Below are 14,287 nucleotides of genomic sequence, written 5' to 3' on the forward strand. Positions count from 1 at the left end.
ATCAGATGCGCCTTCGGGATAGTCATAGTTAGGAATAACTTTAACTTGCAGATCCTTTCTATTTAAATAAACCCCCCCTTTGCATACCGTCCTGCACGATATTCGGCGTTTGGGTAAAGCCTAAGGTTTCTGCTTTTCTTACGAACTCGTCGTAATCCATATCACAAATTTCCGTAATATTGGGTTCTTCGCTAACTTTATGGGTGTCGCGATATTCGGCTGTAGGCTCGAATGAAAAGTCAACTCCGTCCTGCCCTTCTATCGGGTCTTTATATTTGTCCATATACCAATCCCAATTTTTGGATAAATTGGTAAAGAAAGAACCATCATCGTCGTCTTTTTCACTCCGTTTCATTTTCACGCCAAACGTCTGTTCCAAACGCTCGATGGAAAAGTCTTTGTCTGATTGGGCGGAGGCCATCATCTCCAGTATGCGGGTCAGGATTTCCCATTGGGTTTGCGGGGTAGTTTTTGTTTCGGGCATGGTTTTTGTTTCCTTTTTCACGGGTTGCGGATGGTTGTTAACCTTTTCGGGCGGGGCGGAACAGGCCGCCAGCAGCAGGGCTGCAGTGATTGTGGTTAACCGGTATTTCATATTCACTCCTTTTCTAAGGGAAATTGCTTTTTCAGACAGCCTCGGTTATATCATAAGGCCGTCTGAAGCTGTAATTCTCTAGTATAAACGGCATTTATCATAAAATTTGTGGGAATGGCTGTATTGGTTTCCGGGTATTTCCTGTTTATAACCCCGTTTGAATTGCAATATTGTTCGGGTCGGCAAACTTGTCGGAAACCGCCAAGCGCGGTACTATGGCTTGTTATTCTCGGATAAAGGCCGCCCCGGCTGCGGCTTTCAGACGGCCTTTGTGATTATCTGATTGATTTTATTAGCTTTGAAAGTGTAACAATGATTAACGACATTCAAAAAACCGCCGATGCCAAAATGCAGCGTTCGCTCGAAGTTTTGCGTGAGAACCTGGCCAAAGTGCGCACCGGCCGCGCCCATACCGGCCTGCTCGACCAGGTGGAAGTGGAATACTACGGCAGCCCCGTGCCGGTGAGCCAGGTGGCCAACGTTACCCTGCTTGATGCGCGCACCATCGGCGTGAAAGTGTATGAGAGCAATATGGCCGCGGCGGTGGAAAAAGCCATCCGCGATTCCAACTTGGGCCTGAACCCCGCCGCTATGGGCGACGTTATCCGCGTGCCCATGCCCATGCTTACCGAAGAGCGCCGCAAAGACCTGATCAAAGTGGTGCGCGGCGAAGCCGAAGAAGGCCGCGTGGCCATCCGCAATGTGCGCCGCGATGCCAACAACGATTTCAAACGCTTGCTGAAAGACAAAGAAATCTCCGAAGACGATGCCCGCCGCGGCGAAGAGCAGATTCAGAAGCTCACCGACAAATACATCGCCGAAGTCGATAAAATGCTGGCGGTTAAAGAAGAAGACTTGATGGCGATCTAACGCCCGAAGGCCGTCTGAAAGCCCCGGGCCGACATCCTGCGGCGGTTTTCAGACGGCCTTTCCCGCCCCCGATCTTCTGCAAGGAATGCACACATGGACAGCAGCACGCAAACCATTCTGGCGCACACCCGCATCCCGCGCCATATCGCCGTGATTATGGACGGCAACGGCCGCTGGGCGAAAAAGCGCTTCCTGCCCCGCGTGATGGGGCACAAGCGCGGCCTCGATGCGCTGGAAAACATGGTCAAACGCTGTGCCGAACTGGGCGTGCAATACCTCACCGTGTTTGCGTTTTCCACCGAAAACTGGCGCCGCCCCGAAGAAGAAGTATCGTTTTTGATGGGGCTGTTTTTGCAGGCGCTACAAAAGCAGGTGCAGCGTTTGCACGAAAACAATATGCGCGTGAAAGTAATCGGCAACCGCAGCCGCTTCAGCGAGGCAATCAGGCAGGGCATCGCCGATGCCGAGGCGTTAACCGCAGGCAACACCGGCCTCACCATTACCGTGGCGGCCGATTACGGCGGCCGGTGGGACATTTTGCAGGCGGTTAACCGGCTGATAGAAGAGGGCGCCGCCGAAGTAACCGAAGAAGCGCTGGCCAAACACCTGATGCTCTCCGAAGCGCCCGAGCCGGATTTGTTTATCCGCACCGGCGGCGAAACCCGCATCAGCAATTTTCTGCTGTGGCAGATGGCTTATGCCGAACTGTATTTCACCGACACCCTGTGGCCGGACTTCGACGATGCCGCGCTGGATGCCGCCATACACTCTTTCCAAACCCGCGAAAGGCGCTTCGGCCGCACCAGCGAGCAGCTTCCCGTCGAACAGCAACGGAGCGAATGATGCTGAAACAACGTGTTATCACGGCTTTGGTTTTGCTGCCCTTGATGTTGGGCATGCTGTTTTGGGCTTCAGACGGCCTGTGGGCGGCTTTCAGCGGCCTGATCGCCTTGTTGGCGCTGTGGGAATACGCCCGCATGAGCGGCATGGAAAAAACGCAAAATCACCACTATCTTGCCGCCACCACCGTGTTCGGCATCACCGCCTATGCCGGCGGCTGGCAGCTTCCCGCGGTTTCGTGGCTGGCGGTGCTGGCGTTTTGGCTGCTGCTGATGCCTTTGTGGCTGTATAAGAAATGGCCGCTCAAAGCCGATTGGAAAGCCTACGCCACCGGCCTGATGCTGATGCTGCCTTTTTGGTTTGCACTGGTTTCGCTGCGCCCGGGTGCCGAATCGGCCGTATCGCTGCTGGCCATCATGGGCTTGGTGTGGGTGGCCGACATCGCCGCTTATTTCTGCGGCAAAGCCTTCGGCAAACACAAGCTCGCCCCCGCCATCAGCCCGGGCAAAAGCTGGGAAGGCGCGCTCGGCGGCGCATTGTGCGTGGCCGTTTATATGATTTGGGTGAACGGCGCAGGCTGGCTGGCTTTCGACGTTTCATGGTTCGGCGCGGTGCTCACCGGCTGGGTGCTGACTGCCGTGAGCATAGGCGGCGACCTGCTCGAGAGCTGGTTCAAACGTTCGGCGGGCATCAAAGACAGCAGCAACCTGCTGCCCGGCCACGGCGGCGTGTTCGACCGTGTGGACAGCCTGATTGCCGTGTTGAGCGTGTATGCGGCCATGATGGCGTTGCTTGGCTGAAATAAACCAAAGTTGATACGGCGTTGATGCGCCTTGTTTCGGCTTTTGTTCATCCGCTATATATAGGCCGTCTGAAACCAAACGTAGGCCGCATCGCGTTTTCAGACGGCCTGAATCAAAAGAACCAAACCATGACACAACAAGTCTTAACTATTTTGGGCAGCACCGGCAGCATAGGCGAAAGCACGCTCGACGTGGTGTCGCGTCATCCCGAAAAATTCCGTATTTTCGCGCTGGCCGGGCACAAACAGGTGCAGAAGCTGGCCGCGCAGTGCGAACGCTTCAACCCGCAGTTTGCCGTAGTGGCCGATGCCGAACACGCCGCCGCGCTGGAGCAGTTGCTGGAATCCGCCCGCTGCCGCACCGAAGTGCTCTACGGCGCACAAGCCCTGATTGACGTGGCCAGTGCGGACGAGGTTGGCGGCGTGATGGCGGCCATTGTGGGCGCGGCCGGGCTGCCCTCGGCGCTGGCGGCTGCGGCCAGAGGCAAAACCATTTATCTGGCCAATAAAGAAACGCTGGTGGTGTCGGGGGCGCTGTTTATGGAAACCGCCCGAGCAAGCGGCGCGAAAATTTTGCCGGTAGACAGCGAACACAACGCCATTTACCAAGTGTTGCCGCAGGATTATTCAGGCCGTCTGAACGCGCACGGCATCGAGTCGATTATCCTCACCGCCTCGGGCGGGCCGTTTCTCGATACGGATTTGGCCGCATTCGACCGCATCACGCCCGCGCAGGCGGTCAAACACCCCAACTGGGCGATGGGGCAGAAAATTTCGGTGGATTCCGCCACCATGATGAACAAGGGTTTGGAGCTTATCGAAGCGCACTGGCTGTTTAACTGCCCGCCCGAAAAGCTCGAAGTGGTGGTACACCCGCAAAGCGTTATCCACAGCATGGTGCGCTACCGCGACGGCTCGGTGCTGGCGCAGATGGGCAACCCCGATATGCGCACACCGATTGCTTATTGCCTGGGCTTGCCCGAACGCATCGAATCGGGCGCGGGCGCGCTGGATTTCGGCGCCTTGTCGGCCTTAACCTTCCGCAAGCCCGATTTCGCCCGCTTTCCCTGTTTGAAGCTGGCTTACGATGCCATGCACGCGGGCGGCGGCGCACCGTGCGTGTTGAACGCCGCCAACGAAGAGGCCGTGGCCGCTTTTCTGGCAGGCAAAATCCGCTTTACCGACATCGCCCGCGTGGTGTCGCACTGTTTGGAACAAGGCTTTTCAGACGGCCTCAACGATGTCGGCAGCCTGCTGGCGCAAGATGCGCAAACACGCGCGCAAGCACAAAACGGTATTGCCGCGTTGGCGCGGTAGAGGGGGCGAGACCTTTGCAAAACCCCCAGATGTGGATGCAGTTCAAGGCGTAGCAGCGCAGCGAGCGCAGACATAACATGGAGTTAGGCAAGCGAACGAGCAGCGCACAACGCAGAAATGCGCCGCAGATGGGGGTTTTGCAAAGGTCTCAGGCCGTCTGAAAGCCGGTTTGCGGCGGCCGATGTTTAAAGTTCTGTAACCATTGTGCAAACCCGCTTGTAATAAGCCATACAGGCTGCTGTAAAATCAAAACCTTTTCAGACGGCCCGATAAAACGGCAGGCCGTCTGAAAACACCGTTGCAAAACAGCTTTTGAAAGAAAACAAAACTTTGGGGAACCCATGTTAACTACCGTTGCGGCCTTTATCGTCGCCATCTTGATTTTGGTCAGCCTGCACGAATTCGGCCACTATATCGTGGCGCGCTGGTGCGGTGTGAAGGTGCTGCGCTTTTCGGTGGGCTTCGGCAAACCGTTTCTGAAGAAAAAGCGCGGCGACACCGAATGGTGTTTGGCGCCGATACCGCTGGGCGGCTATGTAAAAATGGTCGATACCCGCGAAGGCAACGTGGCAGAAGCCGACCTGCCTTACGCTTTCGACAAACAGCACCCCGCCAAGCGCATCGCCATCGTGGCGGCCGGCCCGCTCACCAATCTGGTGCTGGCCGTGCTGTTGTTCGGGCTGAGTTTTTCGATGGGCATTACCGAGCTGCGCCCGTATGTGGGCACGGTGGAGCCGGCCAGCATCGCCGCCCGCTCAGGCTTCGTGCCCGGCGACAAAATCGTGTCGGTTAACGGCGTGGCCGTAAACGACTGGTCGGCCGCCCGCAACGAAATCGTGCTCAATCTCGAATCGGCCAAGGTAAACGTGGCCGTAGAAACCCAAAGTGGCCAAAACGCCGTGCGCACCATCGACATCGCCGGCACCCCGGATGCCGAACAGGTGATCAAACAGCAGGGCCATATCGGCCTGTTGCCGTTTAAAATCACCAACACGTTGGGCGAAGTGCTGCCGGGCAGCCCCGCCGCCGCCGCCGGGTTGAAAAAAGGCGATACACTGCTGGCCGCCGACGGCAGACAGCTGCATTATTGGTCGGATTGGTCGGCACTGTTCCGCCAAAGCCCGGGCAAAAGCCTGACCATACAATACCTGCGCGACGGCCAAACCTTAGAAACCCGTTTGCGCCCCGATTCGGAAGAGTTGCCCGACCGCACTTTGATCGGCAGGGCGGGCGTTGCCCCGCAGAGCGATCAGGCGTGGATGGAGAAAATCCGCCACGAATACACCCCCACCGTGCCGCAAGCGTTTGAGATGGGCTGGCAGAAAACCGTGGCTTATTCGGTGATGATGGTGGAATTTTTCGGTAAGCTGTTGACCGGTCAGGCATCTTTAAGCCATATTTCCGGCCCGATAACCATTGCCGACGTGGCGGGTAAAACCGCTTCATACGGCCTGCAAAGCTATGTGGAATTTCTCGCGCTGGTCAGTATCAGCTTAGGAATCATGAATTTATTGCCCATTCCGGTTTTGGACGGCGGGCATTTGGTGTATTATGCCGCCGAATGGATACGCGGAAAACCGCTGAGCGAGCGCATTCAGGCCATCGGCCTGCGCTTCGGCCTTGCCGTCATGCTGATGTTGATGATGGTGGCCTTCTTTAACGATATAACCCGTTTGTTTGGATAATGTTATGAAATTGAAACAGATTGCTGCAACCTTGATGTTAATCGGCCTCTCGCCGCTGGCTATGGCCGACTTTACCATTCAGGATATCCGCGTAGAAGGCCTCCAACGCACCGAACCGAGCACGGTGTTCAACTATCTGCCGGTGAAAATCGGCGACACGTTCACCGATGCCAAGAGCGAAGAAATCATTAAAAACCTCTATGCCACAGGCTTTTTCGACGATGTGCGCGTAGAAACCCTGGGCAACCAGGTGCTGCTCACCGTGGTGGAACGGCCGACCATCAGCAGCGTCAACATCACCGGCGCGAAAATGCTGCAAAACGAAGCCATCAAGAAAAACTTCGATGCTTTCGGCCTGATGCAGTCGCAACCGTTCAACCAAGCCAAACTCAACGAAGCATTGGCCGGCTTGAAGCAGGAATACATCACCCGCGGCAAGCAGTCGGTGCAGATCACCCCCACCGTTACCAAGCTGGCGCGTAACCGCGTGGCCATCGACGTGAAAATCGACGAAGGCGCCACCACCAAAATCGCCGACATCGAATTCGAGGGCAACGAGCAATATTCCGACCGCAAACTGCGCCGCCAGATGTCGCTGAGCGAAACCGGCGCGATGAGCTGGCTCACCCGCAACAACCGTTTCAACGAGCAGAAATTTGCTCAGGATATGGAAAAAGTAACCGACTTCTACCAAAACAACGGTTACTTCGAAGCCCGCGTACTCGACACCTATATCCAAACCAACGAAGACAAAACCCGCCAAACCATTCATGTGAAAGTGCATGAAGGCCCCCGCTACCGCTGGGGCAAAGTGCAGATCGAAGGCGACACCCGCGAAGTGCCGAAAGAAGATCTGTATAAAATGCTGAAGATGAAAGAAGGCAAACGCTACGAGCGTCAGAAAATGGTCGACAGCCTGCAAGCCATGCAAACGGCCATGGGCAGCGCCGGTTATGCCTTCAGCGAAATCAACGTGCAGCCCGTGCCCAATCCCGAAACCGGCGTGGTGGATTTCGTGCTCACGGTTGATCCCGGCCGCAAAGTTTATGTAAACGAAATCAATATTTCCGGCAACAACAAAACCCGCGACGAAGTGGTGCGCCGCGAACTGCGCCAAATGGAAGCCGCACCTTACGATGTTTCCAAGTTGCAGCGTTCCAAAGAGCGTGTGGAGCTGCTGGGTTATTTCGACGACGTGCAGTTTGAAGCCAAACCCGTAGAAGGCACGCCCGACCAGGTGGATTTGGATATGTCGGTTAAAGAGCGTTCGACCGGCTCGCTCGATTTGAGCGCGGGTTGGGTGCAGGATACCGGTTTGGTTTTGGCGGCCGGCGTGGCGCAGGACAACCTGTTCGGCACGGGTAAATCCGTTTCCGCCCGCGTGTCGCGCAGTAAAACCACCCAAAACGCTTCGCTGTCGTTTACCGAGCCGTATTTCACACCCGACGGCGTGAGCCTGGGCTACGATATCTACGGCCGGGTATATGACCCGCGCGAATCTTCTTCGAGCGCGCAGCAATATAAAACCTCTACCATCGGTACCGGCGTGCGCATGGGTATTCCGATTACCGAATACGACCGCGTCAACCTCGGTTTAGGGGCGGAGCACTTGGCGGTAAACACTTATGACGGTGCGCCCAAACGCTATCGCGACTTCATTAACGAACACGGCGAAGGCACCGACGGTATCGGCAAATTCAAAGGCTGGGTTTACAAAGGCAATATCGGCTGGGGACGCAACAAAACCGACAATGCCTTATGGCCCACCCGCGGTTACATCACCAATGTAAACGGCGAAATCGGTCTGCCCGGCAGCGATTTGCAATACTACACCCTAACCCACAACCAAACCTGGTTCTTCCCGCTCAGCAAAGACTTCACACTGATGCTCGGCGGCGAAGTGGGCTATGGCAACGGTTACGGCAAAACCAAAGAAATGCCGTTCTTTGAAAACTTCTACGGCGGCGGTTTGGGTTCGGTGCGCGGCTTTGAAAGCGGTACGCTCGGCCCGAAAGTGTATGACCGTTACGGCGACGTCATCAGCTACGGCGGTAACAAAAAAGCCAACGTCAGCGCCGAACTGCTGTTCCCGATGCCCGGCATTAAAGATTCGCGCACCGTGCGCTTGAGCCTGTTTGCCGACGCAGGCAGCGTGTGGGACGGCAAAACCTATAACGACGGCAGCAGCGACACCCATTACACCAGCGGTGCCGCCCAAAACGTTTACGGCACCGGAGCCACCCACAAATCCACCTTTAAAGAAGAGCTGCGTTACTCCGCCGGTGCGGCGGTAACCTGGCTGTCGCCCCTGGGCCCGATGAAATTCAGCTATGCTTATCCGATTAAGAAAAAGCAGGGCGATGAAATCCAACGCTTCCAGTTCCAGCTGGGTACCACGTTCTAAAACGTGAAGGCATCTTGCCCGTTTGGCGCAAGATGCCGCCTTTTCGGCTTCAGGGGATAAGCAGAAGGACTTTATATGAACCGGACTTCACATTGGGCGCGTTGGTGCGCCGCTGCAGTATTGGGCCTGTGCCTGATGGGCAATGCCGCCGCCGAGGGCGTGCAGAAAATCGGCTTTATCAATGCCGAGCGTCTGTATCAGGAATCAAGGCAGGCGCAGGGCATTCAGAAAACGTTGGAAAAAGAATTCAGCGGCAAACATAAAGCGTTGCAGAAAATCCAGCAGGAAGGCGCGGATTTGGAGAAAAAACTTGCTTCGGGCAAACTCACCGAAGCCGAGCGCGAAACCACCGTGCGCCAGCTCGGCGAGCTGGTGCAGAAATTCCGCCTGCAACAAGAAAAGCTGGCCGAAGAATACAACCTGCGCCGTAACGAAGAATTCGCCGCCTTGCAGCAAAACGCCAACCGCGTGATTATCGATTTGGCCAAAAAAGAAGGTTACGACCTGATTTTGAAAGACGTAATCTATGTGAACAGCAAATACGACATTACCGACCGCGTTATCAAAGCCATGAACGCCCGTTAACGTTTTCAGACGGCCTGTATATATTCCGCAAAGCTGCCTGATGCGCTTAAGGCGCGTATCCGTTACCCGCAAACAGGCCGCATCCTGCCCGAAAGGGCGCAAACGCACAACGCGGCAAGAGGCCGTCTGAAAACAGTTTCGCCGGGATTCCGGCCTTCCTACCCGCAAAGGCACTTCCTTTAATGGACACCGTTTCTTACACCTTGTCGCAAATCACCGCCGAACTGGGCGGCGAATGGCGCGGTAGCGACGTTTCGATCAGCGCGGTAAAGCCGCTGGCCGATGCCTCTGCCGCGCACATCAGTTTTCTGGCCAACCCCAAATATAAAGCCGACGTTACCGAAAGTGCGGCGGGCGCGGTGATCGTGTCGCCCAAAACAGCCGATGAGTTTGCCGGCCGCAACCTGATTGTGGCGCAAGACCCTTATCTTTATTTTGCCAAAGTGGCGCGGCTGTTTTCGCCGGTTGAAAAAGCCAGCGGCCTCATCCACCCGACCGCCGTTATCGAAGAAAGCGCCACCGTTCCCGCCGGATGCGAAATCGGCGCGCACGCCTATATCGGCGCCGATACCGTGCTCGGCCAAGGCTGCCGCATTCTGGCCGGCGCGGTGGTCGAACACCACTGCAAACTGGGCGACGAAGTCGTTATCCACCCCAACGCCGTGGTTTATCACGGCTGCACGCTGGGCCACCGCGTGGAAATCCATTCCGGCGCGGTTATCGGCGCCGACGGCTTCGGCTTGGCGTTTGCGGGCGATTCGTGGTTTAAGATTCCGCAAACCGGCGGCGTAACGCTGGGCGACGACGTGGAAATCGGCTCCAACAGCAATATCGACCGCGGTGCGATGAGCGACACGGTGGTGGGTAACGGCACCAAAATCGACAACCAGGTGCAAATCGGCCATAACTGCAAAATCGGTTCGCACACCGTGATTGCCGCCAAAACCGGTATTTCCGGCAGCGTAACCGTCGGCAGCTACTGCATTATCGGCGGCGGCGTCGGCACGGTGGGCCACATCGAAATCGCCGACAAAACCACCATCGGCGGCGGCAGCAGCATCACCCACAGCATCAAAGAAAGCGGCCAGCACATTGCCGGCCCGTATCCGATGCAAACCCATAAAGAATGGGCGCGCAACGCCGTCCATATCCGCCACCTGAGCGAAATGAACCAACGCATCAAGCAGCTTGAAAAAGCCTTACCGTTATTGCAATCCGCAGAAAATAATAAGGAATAACCATGGAAATCAATCTCCCCATCGAAGCCAAAGACATCCACAAACTGATTCCCCACCGCTATCCGTTTCTGATGCTCGACCGCATCACCGCGTTCGAGAGCATGAAAAGTCTCACCGCGATTAAAAACGTTACCATGAACGAGCCGCAGTTTCAGGGGCACTTCCCCGACCTGCCCGTGATGCCCGGCGTGCTGATTATCGAAGCGATGGCGCAGGCCTGCGGCACGCTGGCGATTCTGAGCGAAGGCGGCCGCAAAGACGACGAATTCTTCTTCTTCGCCGGCATCGACGACGCCCGTTTCAAACGCCAAGTGATTCCGGGCGACCAGCTCGTGTTTGAAGTGGAGCTGATTACCAACAAACGCGGCATCGGCAAATTCAACGCCGTGGCCAAAGTTGAAGGCCAGGTTGCCGTTGAAGCCGTGATTATGTGCGCCAAACGCGTAGTCGATAAGTAACTCCGCAGAGGCCGTCTGAAACCCGGCAAATGGTTTTCAGACGGCCTGCCAACAAAGGAAAGCCTCAATGAGCTTCATCCACCCCACCGCCATCATCGATCCCAAGGCCGAGTTGGATTCCAGCGTTAAAGTCGGCGCCTACACCATTATCGGCGCGAATGTGCAAATCGGCGCAGGCACCGAAATCGGGCCGCACACCGTGATCGAAGGCCACACCACCATCGGCGAAAACAACAAAATCTTCCAGTTTGCCAGCCTCGGCGCCCAGCCGCAGGATAAAAAATGGCGCGGCGAACCCACCCGCCTGATTATCGGCAACGGCAACACCATCCGCGAATTCACCACCTTCAACACCGGCACCGTTACCGGCATCGGCGAAACCCGTGTCGGCGACGACAACTGGATTATGGCCTATGTGCATCTGGCGCATGACTGCGTAATCGGCAGCCACACCATCTTCGCCAACAACGCCTCGCTGGCCGGGCACGTTACCATCGGCGATTATGTGGTGTTGGGCGGCTACACGCTGGTGTTCCAATTCTGCCAAATCGGCGATTACGCCATGACCGCCTTCGCTGCCGGCGTGCATAAAGACGTGCCGCCCTATGTGATGGCTTCGGGCTACCGCGCCGAGCCGGCCGGCCTCAACAGCGAAGGCATGCGCCGCAACGGTTTTTCGCCCGAACAAATCGCCCGCGTGAAAGACGTGTATAAAATCCTCTACCGCCAAGGCTTGGGTTTGGAGGAAGCCAAGGCCGAAGTGTTGAAAATGGCCGAAACCGCCCCCGAGCTGGCGGTGTTTAAAAACTTTTTCGACACTTCTTCGCGCGGGATTATCCGCTGATAAAAGAGGGCATAAAGGCTTCAGACCCGTGCACTCGCATATCAAGTGCAACACTCAAATGCCGGTGGCAAGAGCCGGTAAAAACAAATCAACCGGCATCTCATAACCGGGTGTTTTTCTCGGTCGGCGGTTGAGAGCGTTCCCAACCGCCTTAATCTGTTTGCTGCCCACTTTGCTGAAATCCGTTCCCTTCGGAAAATATTGGCGTATCAGCCCGTTGGTATTCTCCACCAACCTTTTTTCCGCCGGTAAAACCGAGACCTTTGCAAAACCGATTTACGCTTGAAAACGTTTGTATTCCGTCATGCCCGCCAGCACGGGAATGACGATAACTGGACGTTTCAGACGGCCTCAAAGGATTTTGCAAAGGTCTCAAACTCTTTACCGTTATCCGATGTGATGGTGTGAATCATGCTTTTGAACGGCTTCAGGGCGCTGGCCGCCGTTCGGGCAACGTCTAATGCGGTATCGTTGCTCTGAGGTCAGTTTCGTGTAGGCCATATTGCAATCTTTCTTGTCAGAAAAGGCCGGTATGCTACTGCATATCGGCCTTTTCGTTTGATGGAAAGTTGCACTTGTCGGGTGAATGTAAGCCGGCTTATTGTTTGGCGCGCGCATCGCGTGAGGCTTGCCAGGCAGCATCCAAACGGCGGCCGGCTGCTTCGAGTGCGCTGTCGGCCTGTGCTTTTTTGGCGGTTTCTTCCTGCAACTCGCCCTGCATTTTGGCGATATCGGCTTCGGCCTGCTTAATGCGCGCTTGGGCGCCGGAAATGCCTGATTGCAGCGAAGCGATGCGGTTGCCGCTGCTGTGGTGCGCTTTCAGGGCCACGCGGTAGGCGGCCTGCGCGCTCAAGAGTTCGTCGGAAACGGCGTCGGCCTGTGCGAACGGGGCGGCAAGTAAAAAAGCGAGAGCGGTTAGTTTTTTCATGGTGTTTCCTTTGTGGGCTGGGTCGGTTAACGGTCGGCGGCGGTTTGTTTATATAGTGAACCAACTTAATAACAAGCACATACGTCATACTCGGGTCAAGCCCGGGTATGACGGAACAAATGGTTTTGCTATATGCCCCGGCCGGCTTGTTTTGTGTAAAAGATACGCATATTGGCGGCAAAAAACCACACCGGCAAGTGTAAACCCTGTTGCGGGCGGTTGGCGTGTTTTTTCAGACGGCCTGCGCACACGGGAACGCGGCGGCGGCAAGCGCCATGCCGATCATATATTTTTTTGCAGCGGTTTCAGCACTTTGGCGGCGAATATTTACTCAACATCAATATTTTGAAATAGTTTCCGCCTGTGTATAATCACAAAAAGTGCTTAAATTACAAACGTTAAGCGGTGGCGAAATCGTGTAATTCCGCCCTTTTGCCGCTTGTGGCCGGGCGCGGCCGGCGCAATACTGTGTTCACGGAAGGCGCGGTTGCGCTGCCGTATTTTATCCCGATAGGAGTATAAACAATGAAAAAAGCGTTATTGACTGTTTTGGCTTTGGGTTCTGCCGCTGTGGTTTCTGCCCAGCCGCTGTCCAACACATTTACCGGCCCCTCGGTGGAAATCGGCGTGGGCACCAGCAAAACCGATGTGAAAAACAGCAATTTAAACGAGAAACACAAAGCCGATGTTGCCGTGCGCGGTAATTATAATGTCGAATACGGCAACAACTGGATCGGCGGTACCGAAGTGGCCGTGAAGCCGGTTCACCACACCGTGGGCACCAATGCCACAGGCAAGGTCAAACAGAAAGTCGATGCTTCGGCTTCTTATGTGCAGGGCTACCGCTTTGCGCAAGATGCGATGGTTTACGGCAAAGTGGGCTACCACTACGGCCAGTTTGAAGGCGTGAACGGCCGCGACCGCAGCATGGACGGCTTGGGCTACGGCGCCGGCCTGAAATATGCGGTAACGCCCAATGTCGAAGTGGGCGGCGAGTGGGAGCAAACCCGTTTCAAACGCGGCGGCGACAAAGCCACCAACAACAGCTATATGGCCACCGTAGGCTACCGGTTCTAAACCGATGTTTTAACCCCTTTAACCCTTCCTTTTCAGCAAACTCATCAAAGCAAGAAGAAGGCCGTCTGAAAGATTTCAGACGGCCTTTATTGCCAACCCGATTAGCGGTTTGAATCCAAATCGGCTTTGTATTCGATTACACCGTGATCCTTGCGTTCGATAGAAACATCCAGCTCTTGGTTTCTGCGTTTGAATTTCAAATCGGCGTCATCGCGTTTCACTTCCGACTCGACCACTTTAAAACCGTGGCGCTGTGCGTGGGCGCGCACTTGTCCGGCCAAATGCTTCACACTGGTGTCGCGGTCGTGCAGGCGGAATTCGGCTTCGAATTCACCGTCGCCTTGGCGGTCTGCCTTCACCACTTCCGCGCCGCGCGGTTTGAAAATTTCACCCGGTATCGGTGCCGCCATCGCGCTGGTGGAAAATAAAGCCATCAGGCCGGTTATGATCAAGGTTTTGGTGTTGTTCATTGGGCATTCCTTAAAAACAGTCGGTTAAAAAAGCGGTTTGGTATGCCGGCACATCCAAAGCAGAACGGCAAACCACACAAGCGGCCGCCATCGTAATCCACGCCCTGCCTGCCCTCAAGCCTTTAAACTTCTTTTTACCTGCCGCCGTGATTCTATTCATTTTGCTTACTGATT

The 14,287-nt window shown here is 55.7% G+C and carries 15 protein-coding genes and 1 pseudogene; 11 read left to right on the forward strand and 5 right to left on the reverse strand.

Annotation, left to right across the window (positions count from 1 at the left end; genetic code table 11):
• Positions 1–58: 58 nt before the first annotated feature.
• Complete coding sequence (locus H3L92_RS11880) at positions 59–595, reverse strand: hypothetical protein (RefSeq protein WP_085365452.1); 537 nt, start codon at positions 593–595, stop codon at positions 59–61.
• Between the two features lie 312 nt (positions 596–907).
• Between H3L92_RS11880 and frr the strand changes: the two genes are divergently transcribed.
• The 4 genes from frr to ispC all read left to right on the forward strand — a co-directional run bounded on the left by frr (position 908) and on the right by ispC (position 4,424).
• On the forward strand, positions 908–1,465 hold the full coding sequence (gene frr, locus H3L92_RS11885) for a ribosome recycling factor (RefSeq protein WP_085365453.1): 558 nt from the start codon (positions 908–910) through the stop codon (positions 1,463–1,465).
• A gap of 93 nt (positions 1,466–1,558) precedes the next feature.
• Positions 1,559–2,308, forward strand: coding sequence for an undecaprenyl pyrophosphate synthase (gene uppS, locus H3L92_RS11890; protein ID WP_085365454.1), 750 nt, complete (start codon positions 1,559–1,561; stop codon positions 2,306–2,308).
• On the forward strand, positions 2,308–3,105 hold the full coding sequence (locus tag H3L92_RS11895) for a phosphatidate cytidylyltransferase (protein ID WP_085365455.1): 798 nt from the start codon (positions 2,308–2,310) through the stop codon (positions 3,103–3,105). Before uppS ends, H3L92_RS11895 begins: the two co-directional genes overlap by 1 nt.
• 131 nt (positions 3,106–3,236) lie before the next feature.
• Positions 3,237–4,424 carry a 1-deoxy-D-xylulose-5-phosphate reductoisomerase gene (gene ispC / locus H3L92_RS11900; protein WP_085365456.1) on the forward strand — a complete coding sequence of 396 codons (1,188 nt, stop codon included), beginning with the start codon at positions 3,237–3,239 and terminating at the stop codon, positions 4,422–4,424.
• A 2-nt stretch (positions 4,425–4,426) separates the two neighbouring features.
• Here the strand turns inward: ispC and H3L92_RS13465 are convergent.
• Positions 4,427–4,576, reverse strand: a pseudogene (locus tag H3L92_RS13465) (signal peptidase); the annotation flags it as partial.
• A 189-nt stretch (positions 4,577–4,765) separates the two neighbouring features.
• Here H3L92_RS13465 and rseP point away from each other — a divergent pair.
• The 6 genes from rseP (at position 4,766) to lpxA (ending at position 11,638) form a co-directional block, all read left to right on the forward strand.
• Positions 4,766–6,109: an RIP metalloprotease RseP gene (rseP, locus tag H3L92_RS11905; RefSeq protein WP_085365457.1), complete on the forward strand. Its 1,344-nt coding sequence runs from the start codon at positions 4,766–4,768 to the stop codon at positions 6,107–6,109.
• A 4-nt stretch (positions 6,110–6,113) separates the two neighbouring features.
• A complete protein-coding gene (bamA, locus tag H3L92_RS11910) occupies positions 6,114–8,513 on the forward strand; it encodes an outer membrane protein assembly factor BamA (protein WP_085365458.1) in 2,400 nt (799 codons plus the stop codon).
• Between the two features lie 75 nt (positions 8,514–8,588).
• Positions 8,589–9,098: an OmpH/Skp family outer membrane protein gene (locus tag H3L92_RS11915; RefSeq protein ID WP_085365459.1), complete on the forward strand. Its 510-nt coding sequence runs from the start codon at positions 8,589–8,591 to the stop codon at positions 9,096–9,098.
• A 182-nt stretch (positions 9,099–9,280) separates the two neighbouring features.
• Positions 9,281–10,336, forward strand: coding sequence for a UDP-3-O-(3-hydroxymyristoyl)glucosamine N-acyltransferase (gene lpxD / locus H3L92_RS11920; protein WP_085365460.1), 1,056 nt, complete (start codon positions 9,281–9,283; stop codon positions 10,334–10,336).
• A 2-nt stretch (positions 10,337–10,338) separates the two neighbouring features.
• On the forward strand, positions 10,339–10,794 hold the full coding sequence (fabZ, locus tag H3L92_RS11925) for a 3-hydroxyacyl-ACP dehydratase FabZ (RefSeq protein WP_085365461.1): 456 nt from the start codon (positions 10,339–10,341) through the stop codon (positions 10,792–10,794).
• 67 nt (positions 10,795–10,861) lie between these two features.
• Entirely contained in the window at positions 10,862–11,638 is a 777-nt protein-coding gene (gene lpxA / locus H3L92_RS11930) for an acyl-ACP--UDP-N-acetylglucosamine O-acyltransferase (protein WP_085365462.1), read from the forward strand.
• Between the two features lie 54 nt (positions 11,639–11,692).
• On the opposite strand, the gene H3L92_RS11935 is transcribed toward lpxA, so the two are convergent.
• Positions 11,693–11,869 carry an IS30 family transposase gene (locus tag H3L92_RS11935; protein ID WP_143824319.1) on the reverse strand — a complete coding sequence of 59 codons (177 nt, stop codon included), beginning with the start codon at positions 11,867–11,869 and terminating at the stop codon, positions 11,693–11,695.
• Between the two features lie 367 nt (positions 11,870–12,236).
• Positions 12,237–12,566 (reverse strand): hypothetical protein, encoded by a 330-nt coding sequence (locus H3L92_RS11940; RefSeq protein WP_085365463.1) that lies wholly within the window; start codon positions 12,564–12,566, stop codon positions 12,237–12,239.
• 525 nt (positions 12,567–13,091) lie between these two features.
• Between H3L92_RS11940 and H3L92_RS11945 the strand changes: the two genes are divergently transcribed.
• Positions 13,092–13,643, forward strand: coding sequence for a porin family protein (locus tag H3L92_RS11945; RefSeq protein WP_085365464.1), 552 nt, complete (start codon positions 13,092–13,094; stop codon positions 13,641–13,643).
• A 101-nt stretch (positions 13,644–13,744) separates the two neighbouring features.
• Here H3L92_RS11945 and H3L92_RS11950 read toward each other — a convergent pair whose 3' ends face one another.
• The gene (locus H3L92_RS11950) at positions 13,745–14,113 is read right to left on the reverse strand and encodes a hypothetical protein (protein ID WP_085365465.1); all 369 of its coding nucleotides are present in this window, start codon (positions 14,111–14,113) and stop codon (positions 13,745–13,747) included.
• Positions 14,114–14,287 lie beyond the last annotated feature (174 nt).

Origin of the sequence: Neisseria dentiae, from assembly GCF_014055005.1 — a bacterium.
In the GTDB taxonomy this organism is placed as follows: Bacteria; Pseudomonadota; Gammaproteobacteria; order Burkholderiales; family Neisseriaceae; genus Neisseria; species Neisseria dentiae.